Source organism: Labilithrix luteola (assembly GCF_001263205.1).
GTDB lineage: Bacteria > Myxococcota_A > Polyangia > Polyangiales > Polyangiaceae > Labilithrix > Labilithrix luteola.
The window spans coordinates 6396279-6418695 of sequence record NZ_CP012333.1; the positions used below are offsets into that span (position 1 = coordinate 6396279).

At 68.1% G+C, this 22417-nt stretch carries 12 protein-coding genes; 4 read left to right on the forward strand and 8 right to left on the reverse strand.

Going from position 1 to position 22417, the window contains the following annotated elements:
* Positions 1–67: 67 nt before the first annotated feature.
* Genes thrA through AKJ09_RS27850 form a run of 3 tightly spaced genes read right to left on the reverse strand, consistent with a single transcriptional unit; the run spans position 68 to position 5123 of the window.
* A complete protein-coding gene (gene thrA / locus AKJ09_RS27840) occupies positions 68–2560 on the reverse strand; it encodes a bifunctional aspartate kinase/homoserine dehydrogenase I (RefSeq protein WP_240488609.1) in 2493 nt (830 codons plus the stop codon).
* Positions 2557–3831, reverse strand: coding sequence for an alpha/beta fold hydrolase (locus tag AKJ09_RS27845; RefSeq protein ID WP_240488610.1), 1275 nt, complete (start codon positions 3829–3831; stop codon positions 2557–2559). Before AKJ09_RS27845 ends, thrA begins: the two co-directional genes overlap by 4 nt.
* A gap of 8 nt (positions 3832–3839) precedes the next feature.
* A complete protein-coding gene (locus AKJ09_RS27850) occupies positions 3840–5123 on the reverse strand; it encodes an O-acetylhomoserine aminocarboxypropyltransferase/cysteine synthase family protein (RefSeq protein ID WP_146650895.1) in 1284 nt (427 codons plus the stop codon).
* 580 nt (positions 5124–5703) lie between these two features.
* Between AKJ09_RS27850 and AKJ09_RS27855 the strand changes: the two genes are divergently transcribed.
* Together AKJ09_RS27855 and AKJ09_RS27860 are read left to right on the forward strand one after the other, a co-directional pair.
* On the forward strand, positions 5704–6636 hold the full coding sequence (locus tag AKJ09_RS27855) for a hypothetical protein (protein WP_146650896.1): 933 nt from the start codon (positions 5704–5706) through the stop codon (positions 6634–6636).
* Entirely contained in the window at positions 6633–7355 is a 723-nt protein-coding gene (locus tag AKJ09_RS27860) for a hypothetical protein (RefSeq protein ID WP_146650897.1), read from the forward strand. The genes AKJ09_RS27855 and AKJ09_RS27860 overlap by 4 nt, the downstream gene beginning before the upstream one ends.
* A gap of 31 nt (positions 7356–7386) precedes the next feature.
* On the opposite strand, the gene AKJ09_RS27865 is transcribed toward AKJ09_RS27860, so the two are convergent.
* Positions 7387–8475: a hypothetical protein gene (locus tag AKJ09_RS27865; protein WP_146650898.1), complete on the reverse strand. Its 1089-nt coding sequence runs from the start codon at positions 8473–8475 to the stop codon at positions 7387–7389.
* Between the two features lie 262 nt (positions 8476–8737).
* On the opposite strand from AKJ09_RS27865, the gene AKJ09_RS27870 reads away from it, so the two are divergent.
* The gene (locus AKJ09_RS27870) at positions 8738–11725 is read left to right on the forward strand and encodes a DUF7932 domain-containing protein (protein WP_146650899.1); all 2988 of its coding nucleotides are present in this window, start codon (positions 8738–8740) and stop codon (positions 11723–11725) included.
* A gap of 65 nt (positions 11726–11790) precedes the next feature.
* On the opposite strand, the gene uvrA is transcribed toward AKJ09_RS27870, so the two are convergent.
* From uvrA to AKJ09_RS27890, 4 genes are all read right to left on the reverse strand, one after another.
* Positions 11791–14748, reverse strand: a complete 2958-nt coding sequence (uvrA, locus tag AKJ09_RS27875; RefSeq protein ID WP_146650900.1) for an excinuclease ABC subunit UvrA — start codon at positions 14746–14748, stop codon at positions 11791–11793.
* A gap of 72 nt (positions 14749–14820) precedes the next feature.
* Entirely contained in the window at positions 14821–15825 is a 1005-nt protein-coding gene (locus AKJ09_RS27880) for a hypothetical protein (RefSeq protein WP_146650901.1), read from the reverse strand.
* The gene (locus tag AKJ09_RS27885) at positions 15822–17054 is read right to left on the reverse strand and encodes a trans-sulfuration enzyme family protein (protein WP_205633822.1); all 1233 of its coding nucleotides are present in this window, start codon (positions 17052–17054) and stop codon (positions 15822–15824) included. The genes AKJ09_RS27880 and AKJ09_RS27885 overlap by 4 nt, the downstream gene beginning before the upstream one ends.
* 22 nt (positions 17055–17076) lie before the next feature.
* Positions 17077–18102 (reverse strand): DMT family transporter, encoded by a 1026-nt coding sequence (locus tag AKJ09_RS27890; protein ID WP_146650902.1) that lies wholly within the window; start codon positions 18100–18102, stop codon positions 17077–17079.
* Positions 18103–18275: 173 nt separating this feature from the next.
* Here AKJ09_RS27890 and AKJ09_RS27895 point away from each other — a divergent pair, with 173 nt between their 5' ends.
* Positions 18276–22262, forward strand: coding sequence for a tetratricopeptide repeat protein (locus AKJ09_RS27895; protein ID WP_169927930.1), 3987 nt, complete (start codon positions 18276–18278; stop codon positions 22260–22262).
* Positions 22263–22417 lie beyond the last annotated feature (155 nt).

Here is a 22417-nt window from a genome sequence, read left to right on the forward strand (position 1 = left end):
AAGCTTCAGTACCAACGTAGGAACGGAACAGCGGCCTCCTTGCCCTGCTCACACCGCGTCCGCTCGATCACCTCCCGCGGAGCGACTGCGAGAGGGCGAGTACGTCGGCGAGAACGCCGGCGGCCGTGACCGCGCCTCCGGCTCCGGCCCCCTGCACCACGAGCGGGTACTCGGAGTAGCGCTCGGTCGTGAACGCGACGAACGCCTCGCTGCCACGCAGGCGCGTAGCGGGGTGATTGGCCGGCACGCCGATCGGAATGACGCTCACGGACGGGCCGTCTGCGCCCTCGGGCTCGATGCGCGCAAGGTAACGGAGGACGAGCCCTTCCGCGCGGAGCCCTTCGATGCGTGCCTCGAAGGTGGCATCGTAGCGCTCGAGCGCGGCGAAGAACGCGTCGACGTCGTCGTACTCGAGTAGCTCGCTCGGGACGAAGGGCTCGACCTTGACGTCGGATAGATCGAGCTTCACGCCGAGCTCGCGCGCGAGGATGAGGGCCTTGCGGGCGGCGTCCACGCCGCCGAGGTCGTCGCGCGGGTGGGGCTCGGTATAGCCAAGCTCTCGCGCGGCACGGACCGCTTGCGAGAGCGGCACTCCGCGCGAGACCTCGTTCGACAGGTATCCGAGCGTTCCGGAGAGCGAGCCTTCGACGAGGAGCACTCGATCGCCGGTGCGCACCAGGTTCTTGAGCGTCTCGATCACGGGCAGGCTCGCGCCGACCGTCGTCTCGTAGCGGTAGGCGCGGTGCGCGCGCCTCACGCTCTCGAACAGATGGCGGCGCGCGTCCAGCGGGAGTGCGAGCGGTTTCTTGTTCGCGGCCACGACGTGGATGCCACGCGCGAACGCGCGCTCGTAGACCGTCTCCATCCCGTCGGCGGCCGTGCAGTCGACGAGCACCGGCACCGGCAATCGCTTCAACCGATCGAGCAGGGCATCGATGTCGAGAGGAGCGCCTCCGGCGAGGAGCTCGCTTGCGCGCGCGGGGTCGATCCCGTTCGCATCGAAGACCGCGGTGCGGCTGTCGGCGAGGCCGGCGAGCCGAAGGTCGAGGTCGTGTTGCTCGCGAAGCTTCTCTCGCTCTCCAGCCATTTGCTGGAGCAGGCTTCCGCCTACCGTCCCTTTGCCGAGCAAGAGCACGTTGACCTGCTCGCGCGCCAGATTGAACGCGGCATGCACCGCGCGGACCGCCACCGCGGTCTCCTCCGCGTCGACGGCACACACGATCGCGCGCGAGGTCGCCCCCTGCGACGAGGCTCGAACGTTGACGCCAACCGCTCCGAGGGCCGCGAAGAACCGACCTGCGACGTTGGGGGTCTGGCCCATCGCCTCGGCGACGAGGGTGACGAGCGTGATCGGGACGAACACCCGCGGCGCCGCGAGATCCCCGCGCGCGATCTCGGGTTCGAGCGTCCGGCCGATGATGGCGGAGGCCTTCTCCGCGTCGGCGGCCGCGACGGCCAGCGCGATGCCGTTGCCGCGCGGCGCCTGCGTCTCGAACCACACCGGCACGTGCTCGGCTGCCAGCGCGGAGCCGACGCGCGCGCCGATCTTCGCATACTCGGAGCGCTGCGAGCCTTCCACGTCGATGAGCGCCATTGCCTCGAGCGACGTGATGCACGTCGGCTTCGCCGTGTCTCGCGAGCCGTGCGCGTCGACCCGCGTCCCCGGATCCTCGGGCCGCAGCGTGTTGCGGATGCGCATCGGGATCCCCGATTCGATCAGCGGGACCATCGTGCGCGGGTGCAGCATGCGGAGGCCAAGGCCCGCGAGCTCGAGGGCCTCACCGTAGCTCAGGTGAGGAACCGGGTAGGCCTCGTCGACGAGGTCGGGATCCGCCGTCATCACCCCCGAGACGTCGGTGAAGATGGTGACCTCCCCGGCACCGAGGCCGCGCGCGAGGAGGGCCGCCGTGTAGTCCGAGCCGTTGCGGCCGAGCGTCGTCGTACGGCCGTCCGCGGTCGCGCCGATGAAGCCGGTGTGCACGTGCACCACGCCCTGCTTGTCCGCTTCCGTCCACTCGCGGGTGAGCTCGCCGAGCCGGCGGGACGTGGGGGCCCAGAGCACGGTCGCATCGCTGAAGCGATCGTCGGTGACCGCCCACGTGCGAGCGTCGATGGCCCTCGCCGCGACGCCCGTTGCCTCGAGAGCACCGGCGACGACGACGGCGCTCAAGCGCTCCCCGAAGGAGAGGATCTCGTCGCGTGCATCCGCGCGGCCGACGGCTTCGCGGTCACCGGCCGCGAAGATCTTCCGAAGCGGCGCCGTCGCGGTCGCGACTCGATCACGGAGGCCCGCGGCCGTGGGACCGAGCGCATCGGTGACGGTCTTGACGGCAAGCTCTTCGACGCGATCGACGATCGAAAGGGCGGCTGCGAAGTCTCCTCGTGCGGCGGCGGCCGTCGCTTCGACGAGCTCGTCGGTCGTGTCGCCGAGGGCGCTCACCACCAGCGCGATGGGACCGCGCGCGCGCTCCTCGCGGACGATGTCGAGCGCGCGGCGAAGGGGCTCCGGGCGACCGAGCGAGGAGCCGCCGAACTTGAGGACGTGGAAGGGGCGTGTCACTGCGAGGACTCCGGATGTGTTGGCGACGACGTGGTGGTGGTGGCTGCGTGCGCGCCGCGTGCGAGCGGCAGAGTGAGGGCCCGGGCAACCGCCGGGCGGAGCTGGTCCCATTCGATGAGGAAAGCGTCGTGACCGTGCGGGCTGCGTACGGTCACCCTCTCCACCGGCAGTCCCCTTGCTCCGAGCGCTGCGGTCCAGCGATCGGTCTGTGCCGGCAGATAGAGTTGATCGGTATCGACGTCGATGCCGAGCGCGCTCGCACGAATGCGCGAGAGGCCCCACGACTCGCCGGCGTGCGGCGCCGCGAACGGGCGCGGTGCACGGGCGAGGTCGTGGTGGTCCATCGCGCCGAGCAGACACAGGTACGAGCGAGCGTCGAAGCGGGCGCGAAGCTTCGCTCCCTGGTGCTCGAGATAGGTCTGCATGCGATACGGGTGGGGCGCCGACCAGTCCGGCGCTTCACGCTCGTCACCGCCGACGAGCCGCCGACCCTGGGTGAGGTCGAATCCGCGCTCGTTGCGATACGTGATCATCGCGAGCTGCCGCGCGAGCTCGAGCCCACGCGAAGCGTCATCCGGCCAGTCCGGATCGGCGAGCACGGTCTGCCGGGCAACGTGGTTGAAGGCGATGATCCAGGGGCTCGCGGCATCGGTTGCGCAGAGCGGGGCGACACGCGCGAACCGATCCGGCGCGAGGGCCGCGAGGCAGAGCGACACCATCCCGCCGAGCGATCCCCCGATGACGAGATCGACCCGCTCGATCCCGAGGGCGTCGAGCGCGAGGAGGATGCTCGACGCCTGATCCCACGTCGTCACGGTGGCGGGCAGCCGAGGGTCGTCGTCTCGAACGGGAAAGCCCTCATCGCACGGACCGGAGGTGCCGTAGCAAGAGCCGAGGAGGTTGAAGCAGACGATCCTGACCTTCGCAGGATCGAGCGGCGCACCGGGACCCACGAGGGGCTCCCACCAGCCTCCCGGGCCGCCGGGACGAGCATCGCCCGTGAGCGCGTGAACGAGCAGCACGGTCGGAACGTCATCGCGAAGGTCCCCGCTCGCTCGTGGGGACGGTGCGCGATCGAGCTCTGCCGCCGTGCGCCGGACGACCCGCCACGGCTGCGGGTCGATCGGCGCTGTGATGCGTGCGAGCCGCTCGGCATCCCCGGTGGGCCCCCACGCGAATCCGCGTACGACGTGTCGAGCCACCTCGCCGCCAGCCTCGAGGCGCAACGGGGGCAGCGAGAGCTCGAAGTGAATCGGTAGACTCGTGGGCACGCCGCACCTCAGGTCGCGCGGAGAGCGCTATCGAGATCCGCGATGATGTCGTCGATGTGCTCGATGCCGACCGACAGGCGCACGAGATCGTCGGTCACGCCGGTCGTCGCCTGCTCTTCGGGGGTGAGCTGTTGATGCGTGGTGCTCGCCGGATGAATGATCAGCGAACGCGTGTCGCCGAGGTTCGCGAGCAGCGACCAGAGCTTCACCGAGTTGATGAGCTTCTTGCCGGCATCGCGTCCGCCCTTCACGCCGAAGGTGACGAGGCCGCCGTTGCCGCCGTGGAAGTACTTCTTTGCCAGCGCGAACGAGGGGTCTTCCTCCAGGCCGGGGTAGCGGACCCACGCGACGTTGGGGTGCGATTTGAGGAAGCGGGCGACGGCGAGTGCGTTCGCGGCGTGGCGCTCGACGCGCAGCTTGAGCGTCTCGAGCCCAAGGATGAACGCGTGCGAGTTGAACGGGCTCAATGCCGGTCCGAGGTCGCGGAGCAGCTCGACGCGGGCCTTGAGGATGAAGGCGAGGTTGCCGAACGCCTCGTGGAAGACGAGCCCGTGATAGCCGGGGTTCGGCTGCGTGAACTCGGGGAACTTGCCGCTTGCCCAGTCGAACGTCCCGCCGTCGACGATGACGCCGCCGATCGAGGTCCCGTGGCCGCCGATGTACTTGGTGGCGCTGTGGACGACGATGTTCGCGCCGTGCTTCAGGGGGTTGAAGAGGGCCGGCGTCATCGCCGTGTTGTCGACGATGAAGGGGATGCCCGCCTCCTTCGCGATCGCGGCGAGCGCTTCGAAGTCCGGAACGTCGAGGCGCGGGTTGCCGAGTGACTCGACGTAGAGGGCGCGCGTCTTCGGGCCGATGGCCCGGCGCACCGCATCGTGGTCGGCCACGTCGACGAAGCGCGTGCGGATCCCGAGGCGCGGGAGCGTGACCTTGAAGAGGTTGTAGGTTCCGCCGTAGAGGCTCGAGCCGGAGACGATCTCCTCGCCTTCGCGGAGGATGGTGAGAAGCGCCAGCGTCTCGGCGGCCTGACCGGACGCGACGCCGAGCGCCCCGACCCCGCCTTCGAGTGCGGCGATGCGCTTCTCGAAGACGTCCGTCGTCGGGTTCATGATCCGCGTGTAGATGTTGCCGAACTCCTTCAGCGCGAAGAGCGACGCGGCGTGATCCGCGTCGCGGAAGCGGAAGCTCGTCGTTTGGTAGATTGGCACTGCGCGGGAGCCCGTGGTCGGGTCCGGTTCGTAGCCCGCGTGCAGGGCGAGGGTCTCGAAGTGCTGGGGCTGGGGCTGCGTCATGGTCTGGTCTCCTCCGACGGGGCGGGCACGTGGGTCGTGAGGGACATTACAGCATGTTGATGCAATGTCTATCATGTTGGACACTGCTCCGCTTGAGCGGAACCTCGCCGGCGAGGATGTAGGTAAGAGGGGCGCGGGGCCGTGCCGCCTCCCAGCCGCGCCGTGGGTGAAACGAGGCAAAATTGGCGGAAATTCGGGGTGAAATTTGCGTCCGTGACGAGGCCTTCGAGATGCCGGTTCGAGCGCGTTGGGCTTGGTTCCTGGAGGAATGAGCACGAAGGGCGGTTCATGATCATGAACGTATCGACGCTCCTCTGTCGGACTGAAGGCCTGGGGCGCGTTCATCCGTCACTCGCTCGCTCGTGTGACATGCGCGGCCCGAGCGACGAGCGACGAGCGAGCCCCTTCGCAGGATCTGCGAACGCCGGAGTGTTGGCCCGACGGTCGGTTCGCGGTCGACTCGAAGGGACTCGTTCGCTCTTGCCGCGGGCGGCGAGTTGCGATGTCGTTGGAGGCAATGTCTTCGGTACGCCCCGGGAATGCCGCGGCAACGTCGCTGTCGCTTCTTCCAGTGCTAGCCATGGCACTCCTCGTCAGTGCCTGTGCGAGCGACTACTGCTTCGAGGACGGCTACTGCATGGAGAGCCCGAGTACGATTACCTACCTCCTGCGCTGGGCGCTCGCGGTGGTGCTCGGCATCGGCGCCGCGTTCATGGTTATCGTTACGCTTGCGCTGGCCGGCAAAGGGCAGGGCGCGGGGGCGCTCGGCGCGCTCCTCGTGACGGCCTTTTTGACTGGTCTGACGTTCTCGGTCCAGCCAGGGACGGCGACCCCCTCCGAGGTGATGAACAAGCAGGTGGCGGCGTACAGCAAGAAGATCGCCGCGAACAAGATTCGTGAGGCCGAAAAACGGAACGAGGAAGCCGCGCAGCGCGCGAACGCCGAGGCGGAGGAACGCGCGAGACTTGCCAACCAGGCGGCGGAGCGCGAAGCGCGAAAGCTGCGAGAAGCGTCACCGTCCTATCAACTCGAGATGGCACGCACGTCCCAGCAGAAGCTGAAGGCTCGTCTCGACGAGATGCTCAAGACGCGAGCCGCGTGGCAGTCCGAATCCACCAATCTCCGGCGCACCCTCGCCCCCGCGCTCGCCAAAACGGGAGCCAAATCCCACGAGGAGCTCCTCAATCAGACGGAGACCCAACAAGACACGATCAACTTGCTCAATCGAGCCGCCAACCTGCACGTCTTGCTGAGTGAGCTCGAATCCATCGTCGCGTCTACGAAGCGGTCACTGTCGGAGCTCGATCAGCAGGTGTGGAAGCTACAAAAGGTCGTCGAGCTCAAGCGCGTTGCCTCGCCCGAGGAGGCGGAGGCGGTGGCTCGTGCGCTCGAGAAGGCAACGGAGCTGGCGACACGGCAGCAAACTCCGTCGAAGAAGGAAGACATCGCTGCCGCCGAGTCTCAGTTGTTCACCGAGATTCTGGGCAAGCGCGCGGCTGGGGGCATGCGATGAGTGCAGCGAAGACGGCGCGCGACGACGAGGAGCTCGAGCTCGAACGGCGTCTACTCCACTGCCTCTTGCTCGAGCACGACGGCTTGAACATCGAAGACGTGGCGAGCGAGCTCGGAACGGATCGGTTTGCGGCCGAATCGTTGCTCCACGACGAGCTCCGCGCGGGCGTCGTCGATCTTCGAGTCGAGGACAGCGTCTACGTCTCGTTGCGCAAGACAGCTCCGGGGCCCTCTGCGGCAGCGCGCGAGGCTTTGCAAGTCGCGAGGCGACGACGCGCGACGTCGGCACACCAAAGACGAAGCCTGTTCATCGGCATTCCTGCCGGGTTGCTCGTATTCGGCGGACTCGGCTTCGGCATTTCGCGACTACCGCACACGCGTCACGCCGAGAGCGCTCAGCCGGCGGCCCCCTTGGCGACCGAGCGGCCCGCTGAGCAGCCGCGCGCCGTGAACTCCGATGATGGCGCGGACCAGCGCGTCGAGGCCCGCCTCCTCGCCGAACGTAAGCGCCAGTGGACGGCCGACCTCGCGGATCGCGAGCGACGCATCACGACGCTCACGAACGACGCCGAGTCGAGCGGCTGCCCGGCGAAGTGGAGCGCTGGAGCAACGTGTTACGTGAGTCATCGAAATATGTCGAAAACGGAATTCGACGAAGAGCGCGCAGCCTTGGCAGCCGAAGCCGTCCAACTCCGCGCCCACCTCACGGATACTCCGTAATCGCGAGGGCGCTGGCGACGTCATTCATCGCTCATTTTTGCACGTAGCACTGGTGGTCGCCGATCTTCGTGCTGACGCCCGGCTGCGCATCTCCGTGATTTTGGCCGCGGAGGAGGAGGTACCGTCCCGTGGTGTTCGACCCGAGAAGGCCTTGCCATCCGTCGTACGCTCCGTCGAGGAACAGGACCACCTGCCCCGAGGTGCGGATCATTCCCGTCTTGCCGCTCGACGTGTACGAGCCGCCCGAGATCGTGAACCGGGGCAGCATCGAGGGGACGAACTGCACGGCGCCCATCTGGTACGTCAACATCAAGCAAGCGTAGTTACCGTCGAGCGAGCCTGTCACGCCGCCGGCGTTCGCGCCGCCACCATTGTTCGTATTGGCGTTCGTATTGACCTTCGCCTTCGGTTGGTAGTCCATCTTCACCTCGCCCGACCCGCCAATCACATGGGTCGTGACGTGCCCGACGCCGACGCCTTTGCTCTGTACCTCGCACGTAAAGCTCGTGTCGGCGTGCTTCATGATCTTTCCGTGGAAGCAAGGCACCGTCAGCTGGGGCGAGCCCATGCGCGCGGCGATTCCCGTGAAGGTCGACGCGAGCTTCCCACCCTCGAGGATCACGAACCCTTCCTGGAGCCTGTACTCCATGCCGCTCGGACCGTTGGTGACCGTGACCTCCGCCGGATCGCCCTCGTTCGGCGGAACGACCGCGCGCGAGAAGGAGCCCGACGAAGGCGGGGTGATGGGGCACTCGACGTGATCGAGCGGCACGCCATCGCTCCGGAGAGCCGTCTCCAGTTTCACCGCGATCGGCGTCCGATCAACGGTGCGGTCGCTCTCGGCGGTCGGCGTGGCGATCGTCGGACTCGCCGCATCGGCGCCATGGGTCGCCGCGCCCATGCTGGCGAGCATCCCGCAGACGAGGCATCCCGCTCCGCCGATCACGACGATGACGACGATGACGACGAGCGCAATGGCCGCGCCGCTCGGGCCCGACCTCCGAGGAGGCGGCCCGCCACCGTACGAACCATAGGGACCTTGCGGTCCACCGTATCCGCCAGCGCCGTATGCAGGAGGTCGAGGTGGAGCGTAGCCAGGGCCTTGCGGGGGATAGTGCATGGATTCGTGGAGTGATCGCGCGCGCCGCACAACCAACGAACCAACCAAACATCGAGCACGCCCAACGACAAGCGCGCCGAGGTTTACGTAAACCGCGTTGCTTCGAGAGACAGGCTTCGTGGCGCTCGGCCCGAGCAGCAGGAGGACTGCGACGAAGAGCTGGCACGCGAGTCTGCGCACGGCCGACTCCACGAGGCGTGTCCGTTTACGCACGGGGCGAAGTGACCCACGTGCACACGGCCCGCGTGCCGATACAGGACGCATGCGGGCCAGCGCCGGGCCCGCGAGCTTCGCGGCGGGCGGCCGAAGGCGCGTGCAAGTCGAGGTTCGTCTCTCCGATGCGTCGAACGGTGAAAACGGCGGGAGTGGAGGAAACGGCGGCTCGGGCTCGAGCGGCGCTCCCGGCGGCAGCGGTGGTCAGATCGTCCTGCGCGTCAGCGAGTACGACACGCATCTCCTCCTCTTGGTTTCGCACGACGTCGAGGCGGCGAGCGGCGGGAAAGCGGGAGCGAACGGGCGCGGTGGAAAGGGCGGAGGCGGCGGCCTGGGTGGCGACGGACACTCGTGGTCCGTCACACGCACCGAACGGGACTGGCTAGGTCACGAACGGATTCGTCACGAACATCATTCGAAGCCCGGTGGCTACAACGGTCGAGACGGGCACGACGGCTCGGACGCGACTACGCTGCTTTACGACGGACCGCAAGGGCAGCGCGGCACGTTCACCATCGCGGTCGTCGAGCGGGACGGCATCCACCATTACGCGGATCGCTACGACCTGAAGCTCGTCGGATTCCGACACCGGAACGAAAACGGCGACGGCATCTACGAGCCGGAGGAGACGATCTACGTCACCGACGTCGAGGTGCAGAACACAGGCAAGATGCCGACCCCCGCGCACCACGACATCGTCATCGCGATCGTCGAGACGGACTGGATCGCGCCAGCCGAGGCCACGCTCGTCGTGCCGCGCTCGCTCGCGCCGGGCGAGCGCCATCTCTTTCGTGGCCTCGAGCTCCCGTTCAAGCTTCGCGTCTTCAACCCGCAACGTGCCGGAGCCGCGCTCAAGAAGGCCGAGACCATTCGCCTCCAGGCCTCGCTCCCGCGAGTGCGCAGCGTGTTCGAAGGTTTCGCGGTGACCGAAGAGGCGATGCAGATGGGGCGCATCGCCGTCCGTTTCCCGCTCGAGATCACGCCTCTCACTTCACTCTTCTCGCTCGCGCCCGGCGAGGCCGCACGCCTCCAATGGAACGTGATGAACGTCTCGGAGCGCGCCGTTGGCTTCGAGACCGACGAGCCGCGCGCCGTCTCCGTGAACATCGTGATGGCCGGCGGCGATCTCCAGCCGAATCAGATTCACCTCTTCGACGAGCGAGGTACGCACGTGCCGCTCGATCGAGGATTCGCCCGCAGCGTGGCGCGCATCGACGCCAAGCACGGCAATCCGTTCGAGCTGACGGTCGCCGTCTCCGAGGACGCGCCGCCGCACGCCTCTGCGCGTCTGGTCCTCGCCGTCCAGCTCGGCCATTTCGATGCGCCGAACAAGCTGCGTCCCATCCAGTTCCAGGAGTTCGTTGTTCGCGTCGGCGAGGCCACCGAAGCCCGCCAGGCCGACGTGCTCGTCGTGGCGAACAACCGGAGCGACAAGACCGAGATCGAAGCGTGGCGCGAGGTCATCGCCTCGTTCGGCCTGTCCTCGGCCGTCTTCGACGTTTCGCACGTGGGAAATCTGGAGATCCTTCGCGACGTCGCGAACGGCGAGCGGAAGTTCCGCATGGTCGTCCTCCTCGACAATTCGATGGACACCGGCCAGGGCCCGCGCCCGCCGACGAGCCTCCTCGATCCGACGACGACGCTCGCCCTCACCCGCGCTGGCGTCCACGTCCTCCAGATTCATTCCGGCACGGGATCCATCCTCGATCGCACGCTCGTTCCGATCGACCCTGTGACGCCGACGGAACGACGGGCGATCGACGGAACCGATCGCGAAGCGGTCGCCGCCGCCTGCGCAAACGAGCCGATTGGCGGCAACGGTGTGCTCGTGGCGCTGCAAGGCAAGTCGGACATCGTCGCGTTGCGATCGAAGTGGCTGTCGGAGTTCATCGAAGCGCGATGGCCCGAGCGCCGCTTCGTCGTCTGGACGACCGGCAATGGTGACACTGACACCCGCGACGTGGAACGCTTGCATCGCCTGATGATCCGTCGCACGGCCGACGCCGCGCGGGGCTCGCTCACCGCACTGAACGCCGACGAGCACCTCGTGCACGATGCGAGGTTCGTACGCGAAGCGCGCACGCGGAGCCTCTTCGCGGATGCCCTCCCGTTCGAGATTGCCACGTTGCTCCTCTCGCTGACGCCGCTTCCCTTCGGCGGCGGGCGCGCCCAAATTCCCGGTGGCGTCGAGGATGCCTTGGTCGCGTCGGTGCTGACGCGCCTCGCGGTCGAAATGGCCAACGTTCGTCACTTCGGGTGGGGGACCTCGCGCGAGAAGGTCGTGAGCGCCATGCCGCTCCTCGCGTACGTCGAGCAGTATGCGTTCTCCACAGCGCCTCCCCACGACGACGCCGATTTGAAGCGTTTTGGAAAGCCGTCGACAACGCTCGATCCGCAGAGTCATCGAGGTCGGCGGCTCGTCGAGCTATGCGCTTGGCTCGAGATTCTCGCAGGTGGTCAGGTCCGATTCTGGGAATGGATTCCGCCCTTCCTTTGGCTTCGACGGGGACGGAAAATCCGTTCTCGCGTGCGCGAGGCGATCGCCACGCTCGTCGGTCGCGTCGCCCCCACGCTCGACGACCAAAACGCCGTTCACCAAGCCATCGCCGCGCGCGTGAAGGAGATCAAAGAGAGCTGGCTCGACCTCGAACGTCGTCGCGAGGCCTCCTCGAACGGCGCCGAGTTCACGCAACAGCGCCTCGCCGCGCGCTTCGCGGATTACGACGTGGATTTCGATGCAGCGCACCTGGCGCACGACGCGCGGCGCTTCTCCGCCGCCGAGGCCGCACAACGCCAAACGGAGCGGACTCGCGTCACTCTCGACGCCGAGGGCGCGGTGCAGAGCGCCTCGACGCGACGTGACGCGCTCTTCGTTCCCACGTCGTGCAGTGAGCTGCTCGCCCGCGCGGCCCCGCCGATGCGCATCGCCGTCGAGGAGCCCCCGGCGAGTGCCGAGGCCTCCGTCGGAGAGATCGAGGTCGTCTTCGAATCGGATGAACGAGCTCCCCGACGCGAGGCCCTGCCACAACCGCGTTAGTGCAGACTGCAGGTCACGTTGCACACGGTGGCGACGGCACAATCGACGCCGTCGTTGCACGCGCTCTAGGCGGCCGCGCCCTTCTTCTTGCCGCTGCTCGGCTTGCCCTCGGCGCGACCGAGGACGTCGCGCAGGTACTTGCCGGTGTGCGAGCGCTCGACCTTCACCACTTGCTCCGGCGTACCCTCGGCGACGATCTCGCCGCCCTTGTCGCCGCCTTCGGGGCCGAGGTCGATGACCCAGTCCGCGCAAGCGACGACGTCGAGGTTGTGCTCGATGACGACGACCGTGTTGCCCTGATCGCGCAGCTCGAGAAGGGCGCCGAGGAGAACCTCGATGTCCGTGAAGTGGAGGCCCGTGGTGGGCTCGTCGAGCACGTAGAGCGTGCGCCCCGTGGCCTTGCGCGCGAGCTCGCGCGCGAGCTTCACGCGCTGCGCCTCACCGCCCGAGAGGGTGGTGGCGGGTTGGCCGAGCGTGAGGTAGCCGAGGCCGACGCGCCGGAGCGCATCGAGGCGATCGCGAACGCGCGGAATCGTGTCGAAGAGCTCGAGAGCCTGTTCGACCGTGACCTCGAGCGCGTCGGCGATGGAGAGCCCGCGGTACTTCACTTCGAGCGTCTCGCGGTTGTAACGCTTGCCGCCGCACGTATCGCAGGTGACGAAGATGTCCGGCAGGAAGTGCATCTCGACGCGCAAGACGCCGTCGCCCTGGCACGCCTCGCAGCGGCCGCCCTTCACGTTGAAGGAGAAGCGACCGGCCTTGTAACCGCGTGCGCGCGCCTCCGGCAAACCGGCGTAGAGCTCGCGGAGCAGCGCGAACACACCCGTGTAGGTTGCAGGATTCGAGCGCGGCGTACGCCCGATGGGCGCCTGGTCGATCGAGATGACCTTGTCGACGTTGTCGAGACCTTCGACCGCGTCGCATTCCCCGATGGGCGCCGTGGCGGAGTAGAGCTTCGCGCGCGCCGCGGGCAGGAGCGTATCGACGACGAGGCTCGACTTGCCGCTGCCCGAGACGCCGGTGAAGCAGGTGAAGAGGCCAATCGGCACCGAGGCCGTGACGTTCTTCAAGTTGTGCGCGCGTGCACCGACGACGCGCACCTGCGCCTTGCCCTTGGCCTTGCGGGTCTTCGGGATGGGCAGCTGCTTTTTGCCCGACAGCCACGGCCCGGTGATCGAGGCCGGGTTCGCCATCAGCTCTTTGGGCGTGCCTTGGGCGACGACCTGACCGCCGTGCACGCCGGCACCTGGCCCCATGTCGACCACATGATCGGCGGCGAGGATCGCCTCGCGATCGTGCTCGACGACGAAGACCGTGTTGCCGAGATCGCGGAGACGCGCCTGCGCCTCGATGAGGCGGGCGTTGTCGCGCGCGTGCAGGCCCACGCTCGGCTCGTCGAGCACGTAGAGCACGCCGACGAGCGCCGCGCCGATCTGCGTGGCGAGACGGATGCGCTGCCCTTCGCCCGACGAGAGCGTTTGCGCGCTTCGATCGAGCGAGAGGTAGTCGAGGCCGACGTCGATGAGGAAGCCGAGGCGAGCGGTGACGGCGCGGAGAAGCGGCTCGGCCACGGCGCGCTCGCGCGTGGAGAACGCCTGGACCGCGTCTTCGGCTCCGAGGTCGGAGAGAATCTTACGGAGCTTCTCGAGCGGCATGCGCCCGAGCTCTGCGATGTCGCGACCACCGAGCTGGATGGCGAGCGCCTCGGGCCGAAGGCGGCGGCCTTTGCATGCCGTGCACGTGCGCGTGACGAGGAAGCGACCGAGCTCGTCGTCGCCGATGGCGCCCTCGTCCTCGTCGGGATCGTCGTTGTCTTCGACGACCGCCGGCTCGTCGGCTTCGAGCCGAGCCTGAAGGCGCGGAACGATGCCGGCATAGCCCTTCGACTTCTTGCTCGATGCGCGGCCACGCGACTTCGACGGCCTCGCGTCGCCCGTGGTTTCGCTCTCCGCGGCGATCTCACCGGCGACCTTTCCATCGCCGAACAAGAGCGTCTTGCGCGTGGCCTCGGCGAGCTTGCCCCAAGGCGTGTCCGGGTTGACGCCGAGCGCCTCGACGGCGCGTGCGAGCTCGGTGGCGAGCGCAACGGAGCCTCGACGGCCCCAGGCGAGCAGCACGCCTTCACGCAGCGTGCGCGTGGGATCGCCGATGACGCGCTCCGGATCGACCACGGTGCGCGCACCGAGGCCATCGCATGCCGGACAGGCGCCATGAGGCCCGTTGAACGAGAACATGCGCGGTTCGATCGGCGGCAGCGAGATGCCGCAATCGATGCAGGCGAAGCGCTCCGAGAGCCAGAACGGCTCTTCGCCTTCGACGGCCACGAGGAGGCGGCCCTCACCAATCTTGAGGGCGAGCTCGACGCTGTCGGTGAGGCGACCTTTGACGCCTTCTTTGATGACGACGCGGTCAACGACGACGTCGAGATCGTGCGGCTTGCTGCGGTCGAGCTCGAGCGGGTCGCCGAGGTCGACGACGGCGCCGTCGACGCGGGCGCGGACGAAGCCCTCGCGGCGGAGGCGTTCGAGCTCGAGCTTGAGCTCACCCTTGCGGGCGCGAGCGATGGGCGCGAGCACGCTGAAGCGCGTGCCTTCGGCGAGCTCGAGGATCCGGTCGACGATCTGCTGGACCGTCTGCGCCTCGATGCGCTTTCCGCAGTTCGGACAATGAGGAATGCCGACCCGCGCGAACAAGAGGCGGAGGTAGTCGGCAATCTCGGTGACCGTGCCTACGGTCGAGCGCGGCGACTTCGAGAGCGGCCGTTGCTCGATCGCAATCGCAGGCGAAAGGCCATCGATCCGTTCGACGTTGGGTTTGGAGAGCTGTTCGAGAAACTGTCGCGCGTAGGCACTGAGTGACTCGACGTACCGGCGCTGACCTTCGGCATAGATGGTGTCGAAGGCGAGCGAGCTCTTGCCTGAGCCGCTCGGTCCAGTGAACACGACGAGCTTTCCGCGGGGGAGCGAGATGCTCACACCCCGAAGGTTGTGCTGCCTCGCGCCGGCAACCACCAGGCGATCCACACGGCCTTCGTAGCACGATTCGGACAGAGTCGAGGTGTGCTCCCGTAAAAAGACGAGCCATCTCGATGCTCGTCAGCGTGTGAGGAGCGCTCCGTGCGGAAGCGCAATCCGCTGTTGGAGCATCCAAGGGTGAGATCTTTTGTCCCCGTCGTCGCCTTCGTGCGTGTGCTCGTCAGGCATGTCGGCGACGTCGGTGGGACTTCGCAAAATTCGACGCAACACCTTGATGCTGTTGGGCTCTTTCAGAACGGCATAGCGTTCTCCCGCACCGGCCGCCCAACGATGCTCGTCGTAGAGCAGTGCGCCAGATGAAAGAGCCTTAACGGAACTCGCACTCGATGATCGATCGGGATCGTCGGTGACGACGAAGGTGCGTTTCTTCCCGTCGGCCCCGGTGAGGGTGATGGTGAGTCGAGTGAGTCTCGCCGTGGACACGCCGCTGTCCAGGGATCGCTCGGGCGAACCGTTCGCGAGCGGTGCCCACGCGGTTTGGATCGACACGGGGGCGACGAGGTCGCTCGCGTCGAACTCGGTGCGCGTGCGGTCTTCCCATCCGGGAATCGCGGACAGTTGTTCTTCGTGGACGATCCGCAGCTGGCGATCGGCGCCGAGCTTCATGTGCAGGCGCCAGCGCCCGTGCTCCTCGTGGCCCGTGGTGCGCCAACGTTTGACGAAGGTGACCTGCACGATGCCGTCGCCCAAGCCTGCGTCGTGCGCGAGCCACGTCGCGAACGCTGGCTTCTCCACGTCGACGCGGAGCTGACGCGCGAAGAGCTCGCGCTGACGGGCCGACCAGGCCTCGAAGTCGAACGTGCGAGGCGCGCTCTGACCAGGGAGTGAAGCGTCGAAGGAGGGCGGCTCGTAGAAGGCGGACCACACCTCGGGGGCGTCGCGGTTCTGCGCATCGCGCCAGCCGAAGAGGATCGAACGTGCCTCGGCCTCGACCTCACTCGCTCGCAGGGGGCGAGGCGCGGCGTCGGCACCGTCCTTGTCGCGGCTCGTGGCTTGAGTCACGAGGACGTCGCAACCGCTGCTCACGAGCGCAAACGCGAGCGTGAGGGCGAGCGAACGGATCATGTCCCCGCCGCTTCGAGCGCTCGATCGAGATCCGCGATCAGGTCGTCGGCGGACTCGAGGCCGCAACTCATACGGAGCAAACCGTCACCGATGCCGGCGAGGCGGCGCGTTTCTTCGGGCATCGTGGAGTGCGTGGTCGACGCCGGATGCACGACGAGCGTGCGTGTGTCGCCGAGGCTCACGGCGTGCGTCGCGACGCGAAGCGCTTCGAGCGTCTTTCGCCCACGCGCGAGCGCATCGTCGCCGGCGAGCTCGAACGAGAGGAGCGCGCCATACGCGTGCATCTGCCGCTGCGCGAGCGCGTGACCCGGGTGGCTCGGCAACGACGGATGGTGCACGACGGCAATCTTCGGATGCGAGGCTAGATGGCGGGCGATCGCCTCCGCCGTCGCGCACGATCGCTCTTGGCGGAGGGCGAAGGTGCGAAGCCCACGCAAGACGAGCCACGCGGCAAGCGGCGAGAGAACGCCGCCGAAGCCCTTCACCACGAGCTCGCGCGCCCGATCGACGAGCTCGCGCGGCCCGGCGACGGCGCCGCCGATGACGTCACCATGGCCGCTGATCCCCTTGGTCATCGAGTGCACCACGAGATCGGCGCCGAGGTCGACGGGGGATTGGGCGAACGGCGTGGCGAACGTTCCGTCGACGACGACGAGCGGCCGCGGCGCCTTTGCGCTCTGCGCGAGCTTCACGATCGCGGCGATGTCGACGACGCCGAGCGTGGGGTTCGAAGGCGTCTCCACGTAGAGGATGCGCGTCTTGTCGGTCATCGCCGCGGCGTAGGCGGCGGCGGTTCCGTCGACGAACGTCGTCGTGATGCCGAGCTTCGGCAGGCGCTCGCGCAGGAGTCGCGCGCTCTCGGCATACATCGATCGAGGCGCCACGACGTGATCGCCCGCTTCGCAGGTCGACAGTACGACGCCGGCGATGGCTGCCATTCCACTTGCCGTTGCACACGCCGCTTCGGCGCCTTCGAGCGCGGCGAGCTTCTCTTCGAGCGCGCGCACCGTGGGGTTGCCCCAGCGCCCGTAGATCCAGGCGTCTTCCTCGCCGCGAAACGCACGCGCCGCCTGGTCGGCGCTCGTGAAGGCGAAGGCACTCGAGAGGACGATCGGCACATCGAGCGCGCCGTCTTCGTCCGGCGTCTCGCCCGCGTGGACGCACGTGGTCGCCATGCGATCGGCACGACGACGAAGCTGTTCGGCGTAGGGAAGGGCAGGATCGATCACGCGGCGAAGGCTACCGCGTCGGTCATCGTTGCAGAAGCCGTGAGCGTGGCGTGGCTCCCACCGGGCGAACGGGGCCGAACGTGACGATGAGCCCGCCGACGATGACGAACGCCATACCCGCGATCGCGCTCGCTTTGGGGGTCTCTCCGAGGAGGCCTGCACCGAGGAGAGCGCTCGCTACGACCGAGAGATAGCTCATCGCGCTGACGCGCGCGGCGTTCTGCAGAGCATAGGCGCGCGTCATGGCGATCTGCGCGAAGCCTGCACAAAGCCCAGCCGCGACCATGAACGCAGCGTCACGTGCGGTCGGGAGGCGAGGGTCGAACACGGCGACGACGGCGTGCGTGGCGGCGGCGAAGAGCGAGAAGTGGAAGGCGATGGCCTCGGCCGACTCCGTCTTGCCGGCGCGTCGCAGCATCATCATCGCGATCGACGTCAGCACGGCCGCGAGCACGGCAACGCCGCCCGTGACGAGCGCCGACGGTCCGGCGACCATCGCGTTGGAGGCAGGCGCGCTCGCTTCGCGCCCAAAAGAGAAGAGCCGCGCCGGGTGCAAGACGAGGATCACGCCGACGAGCGCGAGCGCAATCGCGAAGGCGATCGAGGGCGATGTTCGCTCGCGTAGCACGATGGGAGCGAGCACCGCGAGGAAGACGGGCGTGAGGTTCAGCAGCGTGACGGTGTCACCGAGCGAGAGCGTGCGTGACGACAGCGCATAGAAGGTGGCGAGCATCGCGCCGGTGCCGAACACGCTCCGCCAGAAAATGGCCCATTTGTCCACCGCTGCGAGTGAGGTCTTCCGTAAGCGGGCAACGCCGAAGGCTACGAGCGCCCCGACCACGGCGCGCACCGCGGCCACGCTGGCCCACGACGTGCTCTCCGTCGCCAGGCGCGCGAAGACGTTCATGGTGGCAAAGAGGACGGCGCTCGCCGCCATGAGGAGGAGGGCCGCCGTGGCCGAGCTTGCGTTCGGGGCCGCTTTCTCGGGCTCGGAGAGGGGCAAAGGGCCCGAAGTTGGCGATGGGGGCATGGCGGGGGACGAAGTCACGGAATCGTCGAAAAGGCGTTAGGAGGACTGGCGGAAGCGGGCCGGTCGGGTCACGGGCCGAGAACGCGCGCGAGCAGGCGAGGAGGAATGCCGAAAACGCCAGGTATGGGTGCACTTCGAGGGTGCCACGGTTTCGCGAACGTTTTTCGCCCTGTGATAGCCTTCCAAACGAGATGCTGAAGGTCGAGTGCGAGTCTTGCAAAGCGCCGTACCAGGTTGACGAGCGCCGGGTTCCAGAAGCGGGCCTGAAGATGAGATGCCCGAAGTGCGGGCACACGTTTCTCGTCACCGATCCTTCCAAGGGAGCGGGCGGAGGACCAGCCGCCAAAACCGGCGCGGCCCCCGTTCCTCGTCAGATGAAGCAGACGATGGTCGGCGTCGGCGTCGGCGTCGGCGGCTTCGGCGCTGCCGGTGGCAAGCCCGCCCCGCCGCCGCCCGCGAAGCCGGCTCCTGCGCCTGCGCCTCCTCCTGCGCCGGCCGCTCCTTCGTTCACGGCGGCCGGCCCCGGCGACGCGTTCGATGACGGCCTCGCGCTTCCGGCCGTGAAGCCGGCGCCTCCGAAGCCGGGCGGACCTCGTCCTCAGCCCATCACGAACGCGAAGCCGGCCGCGCCGCCGCCTCCGGCGTTCCCTGGCCTCGATGATCTCGACTTGCCTGCGCTCGCCGGAGACGTCGGTCTTCCGGCCGCGGTACCTCCGCGTCAGACCGCGAAGTCGGCCAAGGCCGCGCCTGTCGTACCTGTCGCGTCTGCGCCGGCTCCCGCGCCTGCGCCGCCTCCTTTCGATTTCGACGTCGACCTGCCGGCGGTCCTTCCGGCCACGACGCCCGCCCGCGGTGCGGATCTCCCGTCGCCGAAGGCGCGTGGCATCGATCTCCCGTCGCCGAAGCCGCGCGGTGCCGATCTGCCGGCGCCCAAGGGCTTCGGAACGCTCGATCTGCCGGCCCCGAAGGGCAACGCCGATCCCTTCGGCGCGGTGGATCTGCCGGCGCCGAAGGCAGCCGCTCAGGGCGGCTTCGGATCGATCGATCTGCCTTCGGCCCAAGGCTTCGGTGCGGATCTCCCTTCGCCTCGCCTCGGCGCCGATCTGCCTGCTCCGCGCGGCTTTGGTACCGATCTCCCGTCGCCCAAGCCGCCCTTCGCCGATCTGCCGAGTCTGCAGAACGACCTTCCGCTCGTCGGTGGCGGGCTTCCCGTTCCGCGGGTCGGCGGAGGAGGCGGCTTCGGCGAGATCGATCTGCCGAGCCTGCAGAACGATCTGCCTCAAAGCATGTCCGTCGACGCGCACATGCCGATGCCGATGTCCGACGATCGGCTGCTGCCGAATCGCCAGGGACCGCCGCCCGCGCCGATCGCGTTCGGTGAGCTCGATCTGCCCCTCGTCGGTGGAATCGGCGCCTCGCCTCCCATGATGCCGCCTCCTGTTCATGGGGGATCGCCGGTGAGCTTCGGCGAGCTCGATCTTCCGTCGGGTCCGCTCGACGAGCCCATGCCGCCAAGCGGAATGGGCGGCATGGGCGCCGGCGGCATGGCCTTCGGTGAAGTCGACCTTGGGGGCGATCCCAACGGTGCACCCGTGCTCGGGCCGCCGCCGGCGACCAGCGCGGGGAGCTTCGCCTTCCAGGAGGCGTCGCTCGCGCCTTCGCAACCGCCGGCCGCGACGACCGGCAAGCGTCCTGCCGAAGCGAAGCCCGACAAGCCGCCGTCGAAGGCTCCCAAGATCCTCGCCGCCTGCGCCGCGCTGATCGTCGTCGGTGGCGCTGCCCTCCAATTCACGCCGCTCGGTGCGTACGGGCACATCGCCATCAGCGACAAGCTTCGCGCGGGCGAATACGCGAAGAACGCCACGACCGCGGCCGACGCCGCGCGCAAGAAGCTCGCTCTCGACACCTACGCATCGGCCGTCGAGGCCGCCGACGAGCTCGCCGAGCTCCGCAAGAAGTCGCCGCGCTCGCGACCGCTCGCGGCCTACGCGGCCTTCGTCGAGTTCGCGAGCCAGGCGCGTTTCGGTGGTGATTCGGGGCGTGCCGCGCGCGCCAAGACCTTCCTCAACGACATGCCGACCGACAGCGAGGTCGCCTACCTCGTCGCGGCGCGTGCCGCCGAAGTTGCGGCGTCGGGCGAATGGTCCAAGGCCAAGCCTCTCATCGATCAGGCCATTGCGAAGGAGCCGAAAGACGGCATCCAGCAGGATCTCGCCGCGCTCCGCGGTCAGGTCGCCCTCATGCTCAAGGACGCCAAGACGGCGCAAGAGGCGTACACCGACGCGCTCAACAAGGGCGGTCCTTCGGCACGCGCGCACTGGGGGCTCGCGCAGACCTTCCTGCTCACCAAGAATCTCCCGAAGGCGAAGGAGGCGGTCGACGCGGCGCTCAAGCTCTCGCCGACGCACACCGGCGCGCGCACGCTGCACGCGCTCTTGACCTGGCAGCTCGGCCGAGACGATGCCACGGCGGTCAAGGAGCTCGACGCGATCCTCGAGGAGAAGTCGAAGAAAGGGCTCGGCCCCTCCGAGCTCTCGTCGGCGCTCTCGGCCAAGGGTCAGGTCATGCTCGAGCGCGATCGCGCGAGCGAGGCCCGCGCCGCGTTCGACGAAGCGGTGAAGATCGATCCGCGTAACGTCGCCGCGCTCGTCGGGCAAGGCCAGGTGCTCTACGCCGATGGTCGCTTCACCGAGGCCCTCACGCGCTTCGACGAGGCCGTCGCGAAAGATCCCACGAACTCGTCGGCCATTCTCGGCGCGGCGATGACGAAGATCGCCCTCGAGCGCCTCGCCGACGCGAAGACGGAGCTCGTTGCGGCACGCCAGGCGGCCCCGAAGGACATGGGCATCGCGCTCTGGCTCGCCAAGACGGAGGAAGCGCTCGGCAACAAGCAGGGGGCCGAGCAGCTCTACGCGGCCGCGGTCGACCTCGCCGATCCGCAGAACGTCGACGCCATTCAAGCGTACTCCGCCCTGGCGGCCTTCCTCGCCTCGCAGGGGCGCACCGCCGAAGCGCAGGCGAAGCTCGATCAGGCTCGTCAGAAGCTGCCGGACAGCGCTGCGCTCCAGCGCGCCTTCGGTGACGTGGCGGCCGCGCAGGGCCACTTCGACGAGGCCGTCTCGCATTTCGAATCGGCGCTCCAGCGCAACCCGAACGACCTGAGCACGCGCTTCCGCCTCGGCGTGACGTACCGCAAGATGCGCAAGCTCGATCTCGCCGCCGCGCAGTTCGACCAGATCGCGGCGATCGACAAGGAGTACCCGAACATCGCCCTCGAGCGCGGTCAGCTCTTCGAGCTCTCGGGCGACGTGCAGAAGGCGCTCGAACAGTTCCAGAGCGCCCTCCAGAAGGCGCCGAAGGACATCGACCTGAAGCTCCGCGTCGGCGCGGCGTTCGTCATCGTCGGCAAGGCGGACGAAGCGCTCCCGATGCTCACCGAGGTCAAGAACGTCCGGCCGAACAGCGCCGAGGCCAATCACTTCATCGGGCGCGCGTACTTGAAGCAGGGCGGGCTCGAAGCCGCATCGGCCATGCGTTTCCTGCAGCGCGCCGTCGAGCTCGATCCGAACCGTGCCGAGTACCACCTCTACGTGGCGTGGGCGGCCAACGAGGCGAGCCCCGCGCAGCTCGGTCTGGCCCGCACGCACGTCGAGAAGGCGCTCGCCCTCGACAAGCTCCTCGCCGACGGCTACTGGCAGCGCGGCGTGGTCGAGATGCGCGAAGGCGCCGTCAACGACGCCATCAAAGATCTTCACCGCGCCCTCGAACTCAAGCCCGCGCGCACCGAGGCGCACGCCACGCTCGCCGAGACGTACGAGCAAAAGAACGATCTCGGAACGGCGATGTCCGAGTGGTCGAAGGCCATCGCGGCCGACGACAAGCAGCCTGCCTGGCGCTATCGCTACGGTCGCCTCCTCCTCGAGAAGGGCAACGCGGGCGAAGCGGCCAAGCACCTCGCGTACGCCGTCGAGCAGGGGAAGACCGCCCAGCCGCGACCCGGTTGGCTCGGCCCCGCGGCGTTCGAAGCCGGCGAAGCGCTTCGCAAGACGGGCCAGAAGCAGCCGGCCGTCGACGCGTACACGCTGTATCTCGAGCTCGCCGCGCCCACGGCGCCCGATCGTCGCGACGCCATCAAGGCGCTCAAGGACCTCGGCGCAGCGTACGAACCCGGTCGCTGAACGGGGATTACAGCGCAACTCAGTTGCGCTGATGGAACAGTCAAACGGAGTTCGCGACAGACTTGCACGGTCCGTGCAAGTGGTCGCCGCAGTATGCAACGAATGACGCTCCGCGTCTGATGTCACTTGGAGTGACCGGTCGGACGCGGAACGTT